This is a genomic window from Paraburkholderia nemoris, assembly GCF_905221015.1.
Classification (GTDB): domain Bacteria; phylum Pseudomonadota; class Gammaproteobacteria; order Burkholderiales; family Burkholderiaceae; genus Paraburkholderia; species Paraburkholderia nemoris.
Window position 1 is genome coordinate 55277 of record NZ_CAJNBO010000019.1, and the last position, 18333, is coordinate 73609.

Below are 18333 nucleotides of genomic sequence, written 5' to 3' on the forward strand. Positions count from 1 at the left end.
GTCGCCAGCCGCGACGCGGCTGCATTGGCCGTGTCGGGCGAAATGAGAGCGGTGGGCTAGTGTGACGCGGGGAAGAAGCGGACTGCGTCCGGTGGAAGGTGTTTGAAAAGTATAGTTCGCGCGAGTGAATAGCGAAGGAGCGAACGTGAGCGCAAGAGATAGCGACACGCCCGAACCCAGCTCTTTTCGGCCGCTGGCTCGCGCCGGCCCGTTAGCTCTTCAGCCGTTCGCAGCCCGCCGCGTTGCCCTGCGTTGCCGGCGGTGTGAAAATAGCGCCCTTCGCGCCGCCCGATTGTCAGATCAGGCCAACGCGCCGCCTTCCGCTCATCCGCAGGACCGCATGTCATCCTCCTTCGATTCCGCCCGCGTCGCCGTGATCGGCGGCGGCCCCGCCGGCTTGATGGCCGCCGAGGCGCTCGCCCAGCACGGCGTGCAAGTCGACGTCTACGACGCGATGCCGTCCGTTGGCCGCAAATTCCTGATGGCGGGCAAAGGCGGCATGAACATCACGCATTCGGAACCGCTCGAGCCGTTTCTCGGCCGCTACGGCGCGCGCCGCGAACAGATCGCGCCGCTACTCGACCTGTTCGGTCCCGACGCCTTGCGGGCCTGGCTGCATGGGCTTGGTGTCGAAACCTTCGTCGGCAGCTCAGGGCGCGTTTTTCCGACCGACATGAAAGCGGCGCCGATGCTGCGGGCGTGGTTGCATCGGTTGAGAGAAGCCGGCGTGCGCTTTCACATGCGCCACAAGTGGACCGGCTGGGATAACGATGACGGCGACACCGCTGCGCACACATTGCGCTTCGAAACACCCGAGGGCGAGCAACGCGTGAGCTGTGATGCCGTGGTGTTCGCACTCGGTGGCGCAAGCTGGCCGCGGCTCGGATCGGACGCCGCCTGGGTGCCGCTCCTGAGCGCACGCGAGGTGCCGGTGACGCCGTTGCGGCCCGCGAACTGCGGCTTCGATGCGGACTGGAGCCCTTATCTCCGCGAGCGTTTCGCCGGTCAGCCGGTGAAATCCGTAGCCATCACGCTCACCGACGTAGACAATAAAGTCCACAATCGACAAGGTGAAATACTTCTGACCGAAACCGGCCTCGAAGGGAGCCTGATTTACGCGCTGTCGGCAGCCATCCGCGAGCGGATTCTCGCCGACGGCGACGTCACGATCGCGCTGGACCTGGCGCCAGGCTTGACGTTGGAGCGTGTCGTGGCTGAGGTCACGCGACCGCGCGGCTCGCGCTCCATGTCGACTCACCTGCATGGCAGAGTCGGCATTGGCGGCGTAAAACTGGCCTTATTGCACGAGATTCTGTCGAAGGAAGCCTTCGCCGATGCGAATGGTCTCGCGCACGCGATCAAAGCACTGCCAGTGCGACTTACGCGCGCCCGGCCTATCGCGGAAGCGATCAGCACCGCGGGCGGCATCCCCTTCGAAGCGCTGGATCGACATTTGATGATCGAGCGTCTGCCCGGCGCGTTCTGCGCGGGTGAAATGCTCGACTGGGAAGCGCCGACCGGCGGTTATCTGCTCACCGCCTGCTTCGCAAGCGGCTTGGCAGCCGGACGCGGCGCTTTAGCGTATCTCAAGGCGCGCGGCGTGCCGGTCTGACACGCCGTTCTTCAGTGGCGCGTCTTTACGCTTAATTGCTCTCCCCTTGAACGCGACCGTTTAGCTCGCCTTCAGACGCCAGAGCGACGTCACTTCAGCCTTGCGCGCCGTATGTAGCGCGTCGGTTTCATCGGTCGACTTCGGGTGCCGAGGACGAATATCCTCACGACCCACCACGGTCAGCCCCGCCTTTTCAATGGCGGCAAGCAACCACTCGCGCGTACGCAATCCGAGGTGCTCGGCGAAGTCCGACATGATCAGCCAGCCTTCTCCACCCGGCGACAAATGCTCCGCCAGCCCGTCCAGAAAACCGAGCAGCATGCGGCTTTCCGAATCGTAGATCGCGTATTCAATCGGTGAGGCGGGGCGCGCCGGCACCCACGGCGGATTGCAGATCACCAGCGGCGCACGGCCTTCCGGAAACAGATCAGCCTGCACGACGTCGACTTGCTGATCGTAGCCAAGACGCGTGAGGTTTTCGCGTGCGCAGGCCAGCGCTCGCGGGTCCTGATCGGTTGCGACGATTTTCTTCACGCCGCGTTTGGCGAGCAGCGCAGCCAGCACGCCCGTACCGGTGCCGATATCGAACGCCTTGTTCAACGACGGCAACGGCGTGCGCGCGACCAGATCCACATATTCACCGCGCACCGGCGAAAACACGCCGTAGTGCGGATGGATGCGCTCGCCCAGCGCGGGAATGTCCACGCCCTTCTTGCGCCACTCGTGCGCACCGATCAGACCGAGCAATTCACGAAGCGACACGACCGAGGGCTCGTCGGTAGACGGACCATAGGTTTCGATACAGGCCTGCTGCACTTCAGGCGCGCGACGCAGCGGAATTGCGTACGCGGCGTCGAGCGGAATCAGGATCATGCCGAGCGTACGGGCGCGTTGCGACTGTGCCTGACGATGCAGGTTGAACGCGTCGATCGGCGTTTCGCCATGCTTGCGCGGTTTGCGCTCCAGCCGGCGCGTGACCGCCTGCAGCAATTGGCGGGCGTTCTGAAAGTCGCCGTTCCAGAGCAACGCGGTGCCTTCGCACGCGAGACGGTAGGCGGAGTCGGCGGTGGTGCGGTCATCGGCGACGACAACGCGCTTGGGCGGCGGCACCGCGGCTTCGGAGCGCCAACGCGCAGTGCGGGGGCCGTCGGCTTCGGGCCAGGTGATGGTTGCGGGGCTGGTCATGATGAAGGTGGGGTCTGTGTTGCGGGAGTGACGCGGTGAAAACGCGCGTCTCGGGGGGCGTTGCCCGCCGGAGTGACTGATCTTGATGCCGACTGACGCCCGAATAGTACCTCTCCCAGTCGGGTTCGCGGGGCGGTATCTGAGGGCGGCCGTCTGAAGAAGGCTGACACCACCGCCCTTTGCGGCGGTCTGCTAGCAGTTCGTAGACTAAAATGTCCACAATCGACAAGGTGAATGAGATCTGGCAAAAATGAGCCGTTCCCGCCTCTCGTCCAACCCGCGAAATCCCCGCCCCAAATAAAAAAAGCGGGTTTCTGAAGTTATTCAGAAACCCGCTTTCGCACTACTGGTGCCGGCTGCAGGACTCGAACCCGCCACCTCATGATTACAAGTCAAGCGCTCTACCTGATGAGCTAAGCCGGCATGAGGCCGTGATTCTACTTCATTTCACGATCTTGAGGCGAGCCCTTCCGCCACCTTTCGATCCATCATCGTCAGGCTGCGGGCCATCCGTCGCGCTTTCCGCTTTGGCGGCATCCGCGGCGGACGACGTTTCGACCGCACGCGGCGCCGCGTTGACGGGCGCGGCCGGTGCTTCGGTCTCGTCCGCCAGTTCCGCATCGGCGCCAGAATCCTGCGCTTCGCCGCCTGCCGACTCGACCGGGAACGCCATGCCCTGCCCGTTTTCCCGCGCGTAGATCGCGAGAATATTGGCGATCGGCACTTCGATCTTGTGCGACTTGCCGGAGAAGCGCGCGCTGAACTCGATCCATTCATTGCCCATCTGCAACTGGCTGGTCGCCTCGAAGCTGATGTTCAATACGATCTCGTTATCGCGCACGAACTGCCGCGGCACGCGCGTCTGATTGTCGACCCGGACGGCGATATGCGGCGTGTAGCCGTTATCCGTGCACCACTCGTACAGCGCGCGCAGCAGATAAGGCTTGGTGGAAATCTCTTGCATCAACAGTCCTCTTACCGGGTTTGGGCGCGCACGGAAAACAATCGAGACGCGGCGCCCTCACCCCAAAGCCAAACTCAACGACGCATCACCTTTTCCGAAGGTGTCAGCGCTTCGATATAAGCCGGGCGGCTGAAAATGCGCTCGGCGTACTTCATCAGCGGTGCAGCATTCTTCGACAGCTCGATGCCGTAGTGGTCCAGACGCCACAACAACGGTGCGATCGCAACGTCCAGCATCGAGAACTCTTCGCCGAGCATGTACTTGTTCTTCAGGAAGATCGGTGCGAGCTGCGTGAGGCGGTCGCGGATCGCGAGACGTGCCTTCTCGTGATTCTTCTCAGCGGCCTTGCCCTTTTCGTTTTCGAGCGTGCCGACGTGAACGAACAGTTCTTTTTCGAAGTTCAGCAGGAACAGACGGGCGCGGGCGCGCTGAACCGGATCGGCCGGCATCAGTTGCGGGTGCGGGAAGCGCTCGTCGATGTACTCGTTGATGATGTTCGATTCATACAGAATCAGGTCCCGTTCGACAAGAATCGGCACCTGACCATACGGATTCATCACAGCGATGTCTTCCGGCTTGTTAAACAGGTCGACGTCGCGGATCTCGAAGTCCATGCCCTTTTCGAACAACACCAGCCGGCAGCGCTGGGAGAACGGGCAAGTTGTGCCGGAATACAGAACCATCATGTTTACGTTTCCTCAAAAAGCTGAAAGGCCAGCGCGCGGAAAAACCGTTCAACAGGTTTTTCCTGGCGCCGGCCCCACGCCGGGTGACGGCGTGATTATTTGATATGTTTCCAGTACGCGGCGTTCAGTCGCCAGGCGAAAAAGCTCAGAATGCCGAGGAACAGCAGCACCCACACGCCAAGCTGTTTGCGGGTTTTCTGCGTCGGTTCGGACATCCATGACAGGTACGACACGAGGTCGGCCACAGCAGAATCATAATCTACCGGCGACATCGTCCCCGGCGTGACCTGTTGATAGCCGACGAATTTGTGCACCGTTTCGCCTGTTTTTTCGTCGACTTCGTCACCGAACTTCGCGGTACGTTGCCCCTGAAGCTGCCACAGCACGTGAGGCATGCTCACGTTCTCATACACCAGATTGTTCCAACCGGTCGGCCGCGTATTGTCGCGATAGAAGCTGCGCAGGTACGTGTACAGCCAGTCCTTGCCGCGCGCCCGCGCTTCCACCGACAAATCCGGCGGACTCGCGCCGAACCACGCTTTCGCGTCGTCCGGGCGCATCGCCACGGTCATGGTGTTGCCGATTTTATCCGTGGTGAACAGCAGGTTCGACTGGATTTCGCTTGGCTTGATGCCGAGGTCGGTCAGCCGGCTATAGCGCATCAGATTCGCGCTATGGCAATTCAGGCAGTAGTTTACAAACAATTGGGCGCCGTGCTGCAACGAAGCAAAATTCTCCGCGTTATCGGGCGCGCGGTCGAGAGGGAAATTCTCGTCCGCGTGCGCCGGTCCGGCCAGCACCGCGAGCAGTGTCGCGCCGATCAGCGCGCACGTCGAAAGCAGTTTTTTCATTTCGTGTTCTCCGGGCTCGCGATTAGTGGGGCTTGAACCGCACCCGCTCGGGCGGCTGCTTGAACGTGCCAAGCCGCGTCCAGACGGGCATACCGAGGAAAAACGCGAAGTAGATCAGCGCGCAGATCTGGGCAATCAACGTCGAGGCAGGCGACGGCGGTTTGGTGCCGAGGAAGCCCAACGTCAGGAAAGCGAGCACGAAGATCCCGTAGAACACCTTGTGAAAAAACGGCCGGTAACGAATCGACTTCACCGGCGAGCGATCGAGCCACGGCAGGAAGAACAGCGAGATCACCGCGCCGCCCATCACCACCACGCCCCAGAACTTCGATTCGGTGAACGCCATGGCCAGAACCACAAGCACCGCGAGCACCGGCAAGCCGAGCTTCCATTTGCCGCGTGCGCGCACCAGCGCGAACAGGCCGAGCAGCGCGACGATGATCATCAACACGATCTTGAATGGATCGGTGGTGGCGCGCAACATCGCATAGAACGCCGTGAAGTACCACACTGGCGCAATTTCCTGCGGTGTTTGCAGCGGATTGGCGGGAATGAAGTTATTCGCTTCAAGAAAGTACCCACCCATCTCCGGCGCGAAGAAGATGATCGCCGCGAAGATGATCAGGAATACCGTCACCCCCATGAAGTCGTGCACCGAGTAGTACGGGTGAAACGGGATGCCGTCGAGCGGAATGCCGTCCGGGTCCTTCTTCGCCTTGATCTCGATGCCGTCAGGGTTGTTCGAACCCACTTCGTGGAGCGCCACCAGGTGCGCGACCACCAGCCCGATCAGCACCAGCGGAATCGCGATCACGTGAAACGCGAAGAAGCGGTTCAGCGTGACGTCCGAGACGACGTAATCGCCGCGAATCCACAGCGACAGATCCGGTCCGATAAACGGGATCGCCGAGAACAGGTTCACGATCACCTGCGCGCCCCAGAACGACATCTGGCCCCACGGCAGCAGGTAGCCGAAGAACGCCTCGGCCATCAGGCACAGAAAGATCGCGCAGCCGAACACCCACACCAGTTCGCGCGGCTTGCGGTACGAGCCGTACAGCAGCCCCCGGAACATATGCAGATACACGACGACGAAGAACATCGACGCGCCCGTGGAGTGCATATAGCGGATCAGCCAGCCCCACGGCACCTCGCGCATGATGTACTCGACCGACGAGAACGCGAGCGTCGCGTCGGGCTTGTAGTTCATCGTGAGGAAGATGCCGGTGACGATCTGATTGACCAGCACCAGCAACGCGAGCGAACCGAAGAAGTACCAGAAGTTGAAGTTCTTCGGCGCGTAGTACTCGGAAACGTGCTTCTTCCAGGTAGACGTCAGGGGAAAGCGCCGGTCGATCCAGCCGACCAGCCCGGTCGTCTCCACTTCATGTTCGATCGCCATTACGCTTCTCCTTTCTCGTCCTTGCCGATCACGAGGCCGGTGGCCGACGTGAACATGTAAGGCGGGATGTCGAGGTTCTGCGGCGCAGGTTTGTTCTTGAAGACGCGGCCGGCCATGTCATAGGTCGAGCCGTGGCACGGGCACAGGAAGCCGCCTGGCCAGTCGTCGGGAAGATTGGGCTGCGCGCCCTCCTGGAAGCGCGGCGTCGGCGTGCAGCCCAGATGGGTGCACACGGCGACGGCGACGAAAAGATTCTTGTGATCGGTGCGCGAACGGAATTCGTTGTTGCAGTACTCCGGCAACGGCATCGAAAAAGGATTCTTGGTGTGGGGATCCGCTACTTCGTTATCGGCTTTCTGGACATCGGCCAGCATTCTGTCGGTGCGGTTGATGATCCACACCGGCTTACCGCGCCAGGCGACCGTCTTCATGTCGCCGGGCTTGAGATCACTGATATCGACTTCGACCGGGGCGCCTGCCGCCTTGGCCTTTTCAGATGGTGCAAACGAACTAACAAAGGGTACGACAGTGGCAACGCCTCCTATGCCACCTGCTACGGTCGTCGCTATCAGCCAGGTACGGCGGCCGCCGTCGACGCGTTCATCTTCCTTGTCTCGCATTACACGCCCCACTTCTGAGTTGGATTTTTCCTTCACGTCGCTTCTACCGCCGCTAGTTTGCGCGAATGGAGTCGGCATTTACAAGGCCCCATTGCCAAAAACCGTGCGAAGCCCTTGATAAGTCAGGGTTTCTCCGTACGGATCGCAAACTTTTTCGCACCTCCTTTTAAGCGCCCTCTACGTTATTCGTGCCTTTTTCTTATCTAATGCCGATTTTCAATTCAGACGGGATTAGGGATATCGATAAACACGTGTTCGATATCGAACTGCTCGGACAGATGCTTGCCCACCGCCTGGACGCCGAAACGCTCGGTGGCGTGATGGCCGGCCGCGAGGAACGCCACGCCGCTTTCGGCCGAGGTGTGCATCACCGACTCCGACACTTCGCCGGTCAGGTAGACATCCGCGCCGGCATTGATGGCCGCGTCGAACATGCCTTGCGCAGCGCCGGTGCACCAGCCCACGCGACGCAGTTCGCGATCCGGATCGCCGAACACGAGCGGTGTGCGGCCGAGCGTCTGCTCGACTTGCGCGGTGAAGTGCGCGAGCGTGATCGGCATCGGAAACGTGGCGAGCCAGCCTAGGTCGTTCTCGCCGAAGCGCGCGTCGCTAATCCAGCCCATCTTCGCGCCGATTTGCGCGTTGTTGCCGAACTCGGGATGGTCGTCGAGCGGCAGGTGATAGGCGAACAGGTTCAGGTCGTTGGCGATCAGCAGCTTGAGCCGCGCGTGTTTGCGGCCGGTGATCTGCGGCGCCTCGTTGCGCCAGAAGTAGCCGTGATGGACCAGCACCGCGTCCGCCCCCCAGTCGAGCGCGGCTTCGAGAAAGGCCACGGAAGCCGTCACGCCGGTCGCGAGCTTATTGATCCTGCGCCGGCCTTCCACCTGCAATCCATTGGGGCAATAGTCCTTGAAGCGCGCGGTTTCAAGGAGATTGTTCAAGTACAATTCAAGTTCGATCCGATCCATATAAACCTCTAGTCTTCAGATGCTTAGACGCTTTTGGCTGTTCTTTGCCCAAGCGGTGACTGTGCTGTTGGCGCTGATGTTCATCATTGCGACCCTCAAACCGCAGTGGCTCCAGCGTCAAGGGCAATTCGGCAAGCAACTCGCCGAACCGATCGTCGCCCTTCGGGAAGTGGCGCCAGGCATCGGCACGGGTCCTGCGCAGGCGTCGTATGCAGACGCTGCGCAAAAGGCCATGCCCGCGGTCGTCAATGTGTTCTCCAGCAAGGATGGCTCGCTGCCACCCGATCCACGCGCGAAAGATCCGCTGTTCCGCTACTTCTTCGGCGACAAGAACAAAGGCAAGCAGCAGGAACAACCCGCGTCGAATCTCGGCTCTGGGGTGATAGTGAGTTCGGAAGGTTACATTCTAACGAACCAGCACGTCGTGGACGGCGCCGATCAGATCGAAATCGCGCTCGCCGACGGCCGCACCACCAATGCCAAGGTGATCGGCGTCGATCCTGAGACCGATCTGGCCGTGCTGAAGGTCAACATGACCAACCTGCCCACCATCACGCTCGGCCGCATGGACCAGACGCGCGTGGGCGACGTGGTGCTGGCAATCGGCAATCCGTTCGGCGTCGGCCAGACGGTGACCATGGGCATTGTCAGCGCGCTGGGGCGCAATCACCTCGGCATCAATACGTTCGAAAACTTCATTCAAACCGACGCGGCCATCAACCCCGGCAACTCGGGCGGTGCGCTGGTGGACGTGAACGGCAATCTGCTCGGCATCAATACCGCCATCTATTCGCGCTCGGGCGGCTCGCTCGGCATCGGCTTTGCGATTCCGGTCTCGACCGCGCGCAGCGTACTGGAGAGCATCATCACGACGGGCTCGGTCACGCGCGGCTGGATCGGCGTGGAGCCGCAGGACGTGACGCCGGAAATCGCCGAATCGTTCGGGCTCGAGCAGAAGTCGGGCGCGATTGTCGCGGGCGTGCTGAAGAATGGCCCGGCCGACCGTGCAGGTATCAAGCCGGGTGACATCCTGGTCAGCGTGAACGGCCAGGAGATTACCGACACCACGCGTTTGTTGAACGTTATCGCGCAGATCAAGCCGGGCACGGCGGCGAAGGTTCATCTGGTGCGCAAGAGCCACGAGATGGATCTGGAAGTGACGATCGGCAAGCGCCCGCCTCCGCCAAAGCAACCGGCCGAGGACAACGGCGGCGGCGATCAGCAGGACGACGACGGCGGTTGAGAAGCGATAGATAGCGGCCAGTGGTTGTGGGGCACCGCAAAACAAAAAGGGCAGTCCATGATGGACTGCCCTTTTTGTTTGTCTCTCTGCGCTGCCGTGCCGTTCAACCCGGCGGACTGTCTTCCGCAATGACAGGTTTCTGCTTGCCGACAATCAACCGCGCCGCGATGATGCCCGCCTCGTACAGCACGATCAGCGGAATCGCCAGAATCAGCTGCGAGAACACGTCCGGCGGCGTCACCACCGCCGAAATCACAAACGCGCCCACGATCACATACGGACGGATTTCCTTGAGCTTCTTGATGGTCAGCACGTTCATGCGGACCAGCAGCACCACGACAATCGGCACCTCGAACGTCACGCCGAACGCAAGGAACATGGTGAGCACGAAGCTGAGGTAGTTGTCGATATCGGTGGTCATCTCCGCGCCGAGCGGCGCGTTGTAGTGCGCCATCACGCGAAAGATGGTCGGAAACACTACGAAGTACGCGAACGCCATGCCGCACAGGAACAGCGTGTAGCTGCTGCCCACCAGCGGCCCGACCAGCTTCTTCTCGTGCTGATACAGACCCGGCGCAACGAACGCCCAGATCTGGTACAGCACGATCGGCAGCGCGATCACGAAGGCGACGAGCATGGTCACCTTCATCGGCACGAAGAACGAGCCGGTGACGTCGGTGACGATCATCTTGCCGTCCTTCGGCAGATTCTGCATCAAGGGCCGCGCCAGCAGCCGGAAGATATCCGGCGCCCAATACACGAGCCCGACAAACACCACGATGACGGCAAGGCCGGCGCGGATGATACGGTCGCGCAATTCAACGAGGTGGGAAATGAAGGTCTCTTCAGTGCCTTCGTCCTGGGTTTGCTGGGGGTCGCTCACACCGGCCCTCGGTTAGAGATTGTCGTTCTGATCATCAGAAGAACCGCGTCGGACGACGCATGGTGGCCGGCGTATGCCGCGCCACGCGCGCCGCGCCCGACTGCACACGCGTGCGGCGCGTGGTGGCGCGCTTGTACCAGGTGGGCATGGCGGTCTGCTTGACGCGCCAGTTCTTGCGCTTGGGGCCTGCCGGTGGCGTGCTGGTCTGCCACGGCGAATTGCTGACATCTTCAAGCGCGCCGCCGGCAATGCTCGGCGACACCGACGTGCCGCTATTCCACGCGTCGTTCAGTTCGGTTTCGTGCTTGCGCAGATTGTCCTGAACGGAGGTTTCGACGTTGCTCGCCGCCGCTTCGAACTCGGTCTTCATGCGACGCAATTCGTCGAGTTCGATTTCGCGGGTGACTTCGGCCTTCACGTCGTTGATATACCGCTGCGCACGGCCGAACAGCGCGCCGGCCGTGCGGGCGACGCGAGGCAGGCGCTCAGGCCCGAGTACGACCAGCGCGACGACGCCGATCAGCGCCATCTTGGTTAGACCGAGGTCCAGCATGAAGTGGAGTGTCCGTCAGTAACGCGGTTGGGCCGCGGCTTAGCGGTAATCGCCGGAACGCGGCGTCTTTTCCTTCGCATCCACATCTACCGTGCCATTGCGCGGCAGTTCGCGCTGTTGCGCTTCGCCTGCGGGCGTTTCGGCTTCCTTCATGCCTTCCTTGAAGCCCTTCACCGCGCCACCCAGATCGGTACCGATATTGCGCAGCTTCTTCGTGCCGAACACGAGCGCCACGATCAGCAACACGATCAGCCAATGCCAAATGCTCAACGAACCCATGACTACTCTCCTTAACCCCGACACCGCACGTGATGCGGCAAAACTCGTGCGCCTTGCGGCGTGAATCGAAGCGCGTACGCTCCATCTATATGTTGCCGCGAGCTGTTTCGATGCAACCCACGACACGGTGTGCCATTGTGACCTGACGATCGCGTCGGCGTCGTTACAGTGCAGCAAAAAAACGGCCCTGCTATTGTCTGCGGCCAAAACTCGCTGCGCGCCTCGCAGCCAGCGGTTATTTACGAGCCCGCTCAATCAGCCTGCTCTATCAGCCCATGCGCTGCCACGGACGCGGCCCGGCGAGGATGTGCGCATGCAGGTGATACACCTCTTGTCCGCCGCCCGGCCCCGTATTGATGACCGTACGAAAACCGGTTTCGCCGCCGGTGTACGCCACGCCCAGCTGGTCGGCCAGACGCGCCACCAGAACAAGCATTCTACCAAGCAGCGGTGCGTCGCTTTCGGTGCAATTCGATAGCGTGGCGATGTGTTTGCGGGGAATCACCAGCACGTGCGTTTCAGCGGCCGGACGGATGTCGCGGAAGGCAACGAATTCGTCATCTTCATGGACTTTGGTCGACGGAATCTCGCCGGCGGCGATCTTGCAGAAAAGGCAGTTCGGGTCGTGGCTCATCGTATTCCTGACACAGTATGGCTAGAGCGCGAAGCGCGATGCGGCACGGCTCGTATCCGGTCCGGCCGCGGCCGGACCCAACTCAGAACCAGCCACGCGGGTTCGCGAGCGGCTTGTTATCGTACAGATACAGCCAGCCTTTGATAATACGGTACAACATCCAGATGCTGACGGCCCACAGGACCGGAATGCCGATCACCACGAACAGCAGCACACCGCCGATCGCATAGCCAGCCAAGGCCATCCAGAACGAGCGGATCTGCCACTCGAAATGCGCTTCGTAAGGCGTGCCCACCACATCGGGCCGTTTCACGTAGTTGATGATGATCGCGATCAGAATCGTCAGGCCACCCGTCAGCCAATGAACCGCATATAGCGCGTACAGCACATGCGTGAGCGTGCGCAGACTGCGTTCGCGCTCTGGCTCGATCGCGTTGCGGTAGACCGGCGGCGGATAATTTCCTTGCGACTGTTCCATGCTTGCGTCCTCCCGAGGATGCGATCCTATTCGTTCAGTGCAATGTGGGTGCCGACGCTCGCCACTTCAAGACGCGGCGACAAGGTGACGACCAGGCGGCGACAATCAGTCGCCGTTCTCTTCGCGCTCGCGGCTCTTGCGCAGCGCCTTTTCTTCGATGCCCGACAGGCCTTCGCGGCGCTCGAGTTCGGCAAGCACATCAGCCGGGCTCAGGTCGAAATGCGACAGCATCACGAGACAGTGAAACCAGAGGTCCGCCACTTCGCCGACCAACGCTTTCGGCGCGCCGCCGTGGCGAGTGTCTTTGGCGGCCAGCACGACTTCGGTGGCCTCTTCGCCGATCTTCTTGAGAATCGCGTCATCGCCTTTGTGGAACAGGCGCGAAACGTACGAGACGTCCGGATCGCCGCCCTTGCGGCTGTCGATGATGGCCGCGAGGCGCAGCAGCGTGTCCTTGGTGGACGAAGCCGATTCGGTGGATTGCGTGGATTGCGTCATTTGTAGATGTGTTCGGGATCTTTCAGCACGGGATCGACGGCGACCCAGTCGCCATCTTCAACCGTGCCTTCGAATTTCTGGAAAAAACACGAGTGGCGGCCGGTGTGGCACGCAATGCCCGACACCTGCTCGACCTTCAGCAGCACGACGTCTTCGTCGCAATCGAGCCGCACTTCATGCACATGCTGCACGTGGCCGGATTCTTCGCCCTTGAACCAAAGGCGCTGGCGCGAGCGCGAGAAATACACCGCGCGGCCGGTTTCGACAGTTTTCGCCAAAGCTTCGCGGTTCATCCACGCGAACATCAGCACGTCGTTGGTCGAGGCTTCCTGCGCGATCACCGGCACGAGGCCGTTCGCGTCCCACCTGACTTTATCGAGCCACTCTACTGCCGAGGAATTCACCACGTCACAACCTCACCGAAATGCCTTGATCGGCCATGAAGCGCTTGGCCTCGCCCACGGTGTGTTCGCCGTAGTGGAAGATGCTGGCGGCCAGCACTGCGTCCGCGTGGCCGCTCTTGATGCCGTCGGCCAGATGCTGCAGCGAGCCGACGCCGCCCGAGGCGATCACCGGAATCGACACCGCGTCGGACACCGCCCGCGTGAGCGCGAGATCGAAGCCGCTCTTGGTGCCGTCGCGGTCCATGCTGGTCAGCAGGATTTCGCCCGCACCCAGTTCGGCCATCTTGCGCGCCCATTCGACGGCTTCGAGGCCAGTGGCCTTGCGCCCACCATGCGTGAAGACTTCCCAGCGCGGCGGCTCGCCGTCCGCGGAGACACGCTTCGCGTCGATGGCGACGACGATGCATTGCGAGCCGTATTTGTCCGTCGCGTCGCGCACGAGTTGCGGATTCGCGACCGCCGACGAGTTCATGCTGATCTTGTCCGCGCCCGCGTTCAACAGCCGCCGCACATCTTCGACAGCGCGCACGCCGCCGCCGACCGTCAGCGGAATGAACACTTGGGAGGCGACCGCTTCGATGATCGGCAGAATCAGATCGCGCTGGTCGGAGGTGGCGGTGATGTCGAGGAAGGTCAGTTCGTCGGCGCCCTGATCGTCGTAGCGGCGCGCGATTTCGACCGGGTCGCCGGCGTCACGCAGTTCGACGAAGTTGACGCCCTTGACCACGCGGCCAGCCGTGACGTCGAGACAGGGGATGATGCGTTTAGCTAGAGCCATAATCGTGCAATTCTGCCAATACCGCTGATGAGGCCGCTCGCCTGAATCTTTACGAGCGGCACTGTGCCGGCGCTGCTCGCCGCGTCAGGCCGCAAGCCGCAAGCCGGAAATGTGCCGAAGACACCAGCTGGCGGCTTGACGCGCTTTCGGGACACGCCGTTGCGTCCGCTTTTAAAGTCCGAAGCCCGCTGCTGCGTCGATTCCGTGCCGACCGCGACGCTCCGGGCTTGGAGCCTTAAGCGTCGTCCGATTCGCGCAACCGGTCTGCGAGGGTCTGTGCAGCCGCGAAGTCCAGATCGCCCGAGTAGATCGCCCGGCCGCAGATCACGCCTTCGATGCCTTCGTCCTCGACCTCGCACAGCGACTCGATGTCCGCGAGGTTCGACAAACCGCCGCTCGCGATCACCGGAATCTTCACCGCGCGGGCGAGACGCACCGTGGCTTCGATGTTGATGCCCTGGAGCATGCCGTCGCGGCCGATGTCGGTGTAGATGATCGACTCGCAGCCGTAATCCTCGAACTTGCGCGCCAGATCGGCCACTTCGTGGCCGGTCAGCTTGCTCCAGCCGTCGGTCGCGACCTTGCCGTCTTTGGCATCCAGGCCAACGATGATATGGCCGCCGAAAGCCGTGCACGCATCCTGCAGGAAGCCAGGATTCTTCACCGCCGCCGTGCCGATGATGACGTACGACAAACCGTCGTCCAGATAGCGCTCGATCGTGTTCAGATCGCGGATGCCGCCGCCCAACTGGACGGGAATCTCACCACCCACTTCCTCGATGATCGCGCGAATCGCGTCTTCGTTTTTCGGCTTGCCGGCGAACGCGCCATTCAGGTCGACGAGGTGCAGACGGCGGGCGCCGCGATCGACCCAATGCCGGGCCATCGCCGCCGGTTCCTCGGAAAATATCGTCGCCTGGTCCATATCGCCCTGTTTGAGGCGTACACAGTGACCATCTTTCAGGTCGATGGCGGGAATCAGCAGCATAGCAATCGGGTGTTGTCTGGGAGGTGGTTGAAGGTCGGCGGCAGCGGCTGACAAGCCAGCCCGCCATAACGCCGTTTCGCTAGTTTAGTACAACTCTTTCGACGCCCTTGCGGAGCGCCGTAGTGAAGCGAAATCGTCTTGCTGCGGTTGTGGCGCACGGCCGACGCTCCGCGTGTTGCGGAACGGCGTTGGGCAACAGAATGAAGAAAGGCGCTCACGGGTTCCAGTGCACGAAGTTGCGATACACGCGCAGCCCCGCTTCGGCGCTCTTTTCCGGATGGAATTGGGTCGCGAAGATGTTATCCCGCGCCACCGCCGAGGTAAAGGGCACACCGTACACCGTTTCGCCCGAGGTATGGGCGGCGTTGTCCGGCACGACGTAATAGCTGTGTACAAAGTAGAAGAACGCGTTATCCGCGACGCCGTCCCACAAGGGATGCGGCTGCGCCTGGCGCACGCGGTTCCAGCCCATTTGCGGGACCTTGAAGCGCGAGCCGTCGTCCTGCACCTGGCCTTCCAGATCGAAGCGCAGCACCTTGCCGGGCAACAGACCCAGACCGGGCGTATCACCCTCGGCGCTCCAGTCGAACAGCATCTGCTCGCCGACGCACACGCCCATCAGCGGCTTGCTGCGCGAGGCTTCGATGACCGCCTCCTGCAGGCCGGATTCGGCCAGACTGCGCATGCAGTCGGGCATGGCGCCCTGGCCGGGCAGCACCACTCGGTCGGCCGAGCGGATCGCTTCGGGCTGATCGACGATCGCTACGTCCGCTTCCGGCGCGGCTTTGCGCAATGCCTGAGCAACCGAGCGCAGGTTGCCCATTCCGTAATCCACAATCGCTATCGAAGTTTTCATTTCAAGTTAGGCAGCAATGCCTTCAATCCATCGACGATGAATTCCACCGCCAGCGCCGATAACATCAAACCCATGAGCCGCGTACCGATGTTGATACCCGTGCGACCGACCCAGCGGGCAATCGGTTCAGCGAGGCGCAGCGAAAAAAAGCAGATCGCCGCCAGCACCGCACCGATCGCGACAAGGCTCAGCCGGTCGTACCAGTGCGCCGAGCCGGCCGCATAAATGATCGTGGTGCTGATCGCGCCCGGGCCGGTCAACAGCGGAATCGCCAGCGGTACAACCGCGATGTTGTTTTTCTGCTCGGCCTCGTCGCGCTCTTCCGCCGTCGAACGGCTGTTGCCGATCTGCGCGTTCAGCATGTTGATGGCCATCAGCAGCATGATGATCCCGCCGCCCACTTCGAGCGAGCCGACCGAAATGCCGAAGAAACTGATGATCTGCTGCCCGAGCAGCGTAGTCACCGCAATCACGCAGAACACCGAAATTGCCGCGATGCGGATTGTTCTACGCCGCTCGGCGTCGCTCTGAAGCGCCGTCAGGCTCATAAAGAACGGGATGGCGCCGACCGGGTTGATCAACGCCAGCAGCGAAATAAACGACTTCAGAATATCCATCGCACACCGGGTGCGGGCAAGCGCAGCCGGTCCTGGTCACAAGGCTGGTAAATGAGCGCTTAAAGGCTGCCCTTGGTCGACGGAATCTGTCCCGCCGCGCGTTCGTCCATCTCGACGGCCATGCGCAATGCACGTCCGAACGCCTTGAACACCGTTTCCATCTGGTGATGGGCGTTCAGGCCGCGCAGGTTGTCGATATGCAGCGTGACGCCGGCGTGATTGACGAAGCCGCGGAAAAATTCGATGGAGAGATCGACGTCGAACGTGCCGATGCGCGCGCGCGTGAACGGCACATGGAATTCGAGACCCGGACGTCCGGAAAAATCGATCACAACGCGCGACAGCGCTTCGTCGAGCGGCACGTAAGAATGACCGTAGCGGCGGATGCCCTTGCGGTCGCCAATTGCCTTCGCGACAGCCTGGCCAAGCGTGATGCCGACGTCTTCGACCGTGTGGTGGTCGTCGATTTCGAGGTCGCCATGCGCTTCGATGTCGAGATCGAACAAGCCGTGTCGTGCGATCTGGTCGAGCATGTGATCAAGAAACGGCACACCGGTGGCCAGCTTCTGCTGACCGGTGCCGTCCAGATTGATCTTCACACGGATCTGCGTTTCGCTGGTGTTGCGAACGACTTCCGCAAGGCGCATGGTAATTCCTCGAATCTAGCTAGAAAGCGATAGTAGTGTGGGATGGGAAGGCGGGCCGCGCGCGCTTTTCGCAGTATGGAAAAGCGCTCACGCGGCCATTCAGCTCGCCGTTCAGTGCAGCACGAGTTTCAGTCCAGCGACCAATTGGGCGTTTTCTTCGGGCGAACCGACGGTCAAACGCACGCAATTGACCAGCAATGGATGCATTTTACTCACGTTTTTGATCAAAACCCGCGCTGCCAGCAGCGTTTCGAACATAACGGATGCGTCAGGCACCCGCACCAGCAGGAAGTTGCCAGCGCTCGGGAACACTTCGGCGCCCGGCAATTGGGCCACGGCCTGCGCGAGTTTCGTGCGTTCTTCGCGCAGTTGCTCGGCCTGGGCGTCGAGCACATCGACGTGGTCGAGCAGGAAATCGGCGGCGGCTTGCGTCAGCACGTTGGTGTTGTAGGGCGGCCGCACCTTGTCGAATTCGGTGAGCCAGGCGGGCTTGCCGACCAGATAACCCAGGCGGATGCCGGCCAGACCGAGCTTGGACACCGTACGCATGACGACGACGTTGTCGAACGCATCGGCGCGCGGCAGCCAGCTTTGCTGCGCAAACGGTTGATAAGCCTCGTCTATCACCACCAGGCTTTTGTTCGCCGCGGCGATGATGCGCTCCATATCCGCGTCGTCGTACAGCGTGCCGGTCGGGTTGTTCGGATAGGCCAGATAGATGACCGCCGGTTCATGCTCGGCGATCGCCGCCAGCATCGCTTCGGTGTCGAGCGTGAAATCGGGCTTCAGCGGCACGCCGATGAATTCCAGATTCGCCAGCTTCGCCGACATCTGATACATGACGAACCCCGGCATCGGCGCGAGCACCTTGGCGCCCGGCTTCGCGCACGCCACCGACACCATGCTGATGATTTCATCCGAGCCGTTGCCGAGCAGCACGTCGCAACCCGCTGGCACACCCATCACGCGCTTGATCTTTTCGATCAGCGCTTCCGGGCGCGGCGCCGGGTAGCGGTTCAGCGCAACGCCGGCCAGATGCTCGCCCAGATGGGCGGCGAGCACCGGTGGCAGCGAGAACGGATTCTCCATCGCATCGAGCTTGATGTAGCCCGTGGCGTCCGGAACCGGGTAGCTCGTCATCGCGAGCACGTCGCGGCGGATGATGTCTTGAGGTGTCGTCATAAGTC

22 protein-coding genes and 1 tRNA gene are annotated in these 18333 nt (G+C 61.7%); 2 read left to right on the forward strand and 21 right to left on the reverse strand.

Annotation, left to right across the window (positions count from 1 at the left end):
* Positions 1-340: 340 nt before the first annotated feature.
* A complete protein-coding gene (locus KHO33_RS26920; RefSeq protein ID WP_200566046.1) occupies positions 341-1612 on the forward strand; it encodes a TIGR03862 family flavoprotein in 1272 nt (423 codons plus the stop codon).
* A gap of 60 nt (positions 1613-1672) precedes the next feature.
* On the opposite strand, the gene KHO33_RS26925 is transcribed toward KHO33_RS26920, so the two are convergent.
* The 8 genes from KHO33_RS26925 to KHO33_RS26960 form a co-directional block, all read right to left on the reverse strand.
* Entirely contained in the window at positions 1673-2797 is a 1125-nt protein-coding gene (locus KHO33_RS26925) for a methyltransferase (RefSeq protein ID WP_200566045.1), read from the reverse strand.
* Between the two features lie 347 nt (positions 2798-3144).
* Positions 3145-3220 (reverse strand) — tRNA-Thr (locus KHO33_RS26930).
* Between the two features lie 19 nt (positions 3221-3239).
* A complete protein-coding gene (locus tag KHO33_RS26935) occupies positions 3240-3761 on the reverse strand; it encodes a ClpXP protease specificity-enhancing factor (RefSeq protein ID WP_200566044.1) in 522 nt (173 codons plus the stop codon).
* A gap of 74 nt (positions 3762-3835) precedes the next feature.
* Entirely contained in the window at positions 3836-4447 is a 612-nt protein-coding gene (locus KHO33_RS26940; RefSeq protein WP_006052302.1) for a glutathione S-transferase N-terminal domain-containing protein, read from the reverse strand.
* Between the two features lie 95 nt (positions 4448-4542).
* On the reverse strand, positions 4543-5298 hold the full coding sequence (locus tag KHO33_RS26945; protein ID WP_054036641.1) for a cytochrome c1: 756 nt from the start codon (positions 5296-5298) through the stop codon (positions 4543-4545).
* Between the two features lie 22 nt (positions 5299-5320).
* Positions 5321-6700 (reverse strand): cytochrome b, encoded by a 1380-nt coding sequence (locus tag KHO33_RS26950; RefSeq protein ID WP_054036639.1) that lies wholly within the window; start codon positions 6698-6700, stop codon positions 5321-5323.
* Positions 6700-7320, reverse strand: a complete 621-nt coding sequence (petA, locus tag KHO33_RS26955; protein WP_120289276.1) for a ubiquinol-cytochrome c reductase iron-sulfur subunit — start codon at positions 7318-7320, stop codon at positions 6700-6702. The genes KHO33_RS26950 and petA overlap by 1 nt, the downstream gene beginning before the upstream one ends.
* A gap of 221 nt (positions 7321-7541) precedes the next feature.
* Positions 7542-8288, reverse strand: a complete 747-nt coding sequence (locus tag KHO33_RS26960; RefSeq protein WP_054036638.1) for a Nif3-like dinuclear metal center hexameric protein — start codon at positions 8286-8288, stop codon at positions 7542-7544.
* A 19-nt stretch (positions 8289-8307) separates the two neighbouring features.
* On the opposite strand from KHO33_RS26960, the gene KHO33_RS26965 reads away from it, so the two are divergent.
* Complete coding sequence (locus KHO33_RS26965) at positions 8308-9531, forward strand: Do family serine endopeptidase (RefSeq protein WP_054036636.1); 1224 nt, start codon at positions 8308-8310, stop codon at positions 9529-9531.
* Positions 9532-9634: 103 nt separating this feature from the next.
* On the opposite strand, the gene tatC is transcribed toward KHO33_RS26965, so the two are convergent.
* The 13 genes from tatC to hisC form a co-directional block, all read right to left on the reverse strand.
* The gene (gene tatC, locus KHO33_RS26970) at positions 9635-10414 is read right to left on the reverse strand and encodes a twin-arginine translocase subunit TatC (RefSeq protein WP_054036635.1); all 780 of its coding nucleotides are present in this window, start codon (positions 10412-10414) and stop codon (positions 9635-9637) included.
* A gap of 34 nt (positions 10415-10448) precedes the next feature.
* The gene (gene tatB / locus KHO33_RS26975; protein WP_200566043.1) at positions 10449-10967 is read right to left on the reverse strand and encodes a Sec-independent protein translocase protein TatB; all 519 of its coding nucleotides are present in this window, start codon (positions 10965-10967) and stop codon (positions 10449-10451) included.
* 39 nt (positions 10968-11006) lie between these two features.
* Positions 11007-11246: a Sec-independent protein translocase subunit TatA gene (gene tatA, locus KHO33_RS26980; RefSeq protein WP_028199650.1), complete on the reverse strand. Its 240-nt coding sequence runs from the start codon at positions 11244-11246 to the stop codon at positions 11007-11009.
* Between the two features lie 268 nt (positions 11247-11514).
* Entirely contained in the window at positions 11515-11880 is a 366-nt protein-coding gene (locus tag KHO33_RS26985) for a histidine triad nucleotide-binding protein (protein WP_012434499.1), read from the reverse strand.
* 82 nt (positions 11881-11962) lie between these two features.
* Complete coding sequence (locus tag KHO33_RS26990) at positions 11963-12358, reverse strand: DUF4870 family protein (protein ID WP_054036630.1); 396 nt, start codon at positions 12356-12358, stop codon at positions 11963-11965.
* Between the two features lie 105 nt (positions 12359-12463).
* Complete coding sequence (locus KHO33_RS26995; RefSeq protein ID WP_054036629.1) at positions 12464-12856, reverse strand: phosphoribosyl-ATP diphosphatase; 393 nt, start codon at positions 12854-12856, stop codon at positions 12464-12466.
* Entirely contained in the window at positions 12853-13263 is a 411-nt protein-coding gene (hisI, locus tag KHO33_RS27000; RefSeq protein ID WP_200566042.1) for a phosphoribosyl-AMP cyclohydrolase, read from the reverse strand. Before hisI ends, KHO33_RS26995 begins: the two co-directional genes overlap by 4 nt.
* Before the next feature lies 1 nt (position 13264).
* On the reverse strand, positions 13265-14038 hold the full coding sequence (gene hisF / locus KHO33_RS27005) for an imidazole glycerol phosphate synthase subunit HisF (RefSeq protein WP_054036627.1): 774 nt from the start codon (positions 14036-14038) through the stop codon (positions 13265-13267).
* A gap of 235 nt (positions 14039-14273) precedes the next feature.
* Complete coding sequence (hisA, locus tag KHO33_RS27010; RefSeq protein ID WP_054036624.1) at positions 14274-15026, reverse strand: 1-(5-phosphoribosyl)-5-[(5-phosphoribosylamino)methylideneamino]imidazole-4-carboxamide isomerase; 753 nt, start codon at positions 15024-15026, stop codon at positions 14274-14276.
* A gap of 214 nt (positions 15027-15240) precedes the next feature.
* Positions 15241-15882 (reverse strand): imidazole glycerol phosphate synthase subunit HisH, encoded by a 642-nt coding sequence (gene hisH, locus KHO33_RS27015; RefSeq protein ID WP_093643455.1) that lies wholly within the window; start codon positions 15880-15882, stop codon positions 15241-15243.
* Entirely contained in the window at positions 15879-16499 is a 621-nt protein-coding gene (locus KHO33_RS27020) for a MarC family protein (protein ID WP_054036621.1), read from the reverse strand. The genes hisH and KHO33_RS27020 overlap by 4 nt, the downstream gene beginning before the upstream one ends.
* Before the next feature lie 59 nt (positions 16500-16558).
* The gene (hisB, locus tag KHO33_RS27025) at positions 16559-17146 is read right to left on the reverse strand and encodes an imidazoleglycerol-phosphate dehydratase HisB (protein WP_054036619.1); all 588 of its coding nucleotides are present in this window, start codon (positions 17144-17146) and stop codon (positions 16559-16561) included.
* A gap of 111 nt (positions 17147-17257) precedes the next feature.
* Entirely contained in the window at positions 17258-18328 is a 1071-nt protein-coding gene (hisC, locus tag KHO33_RS27030; protein ID WP_054036617.1) for a histidinol-phosphate transaminase, read from the reverse strand.
* Between the last annotated feature and the right edge of the window lie 5 nt (positions 18329-18333).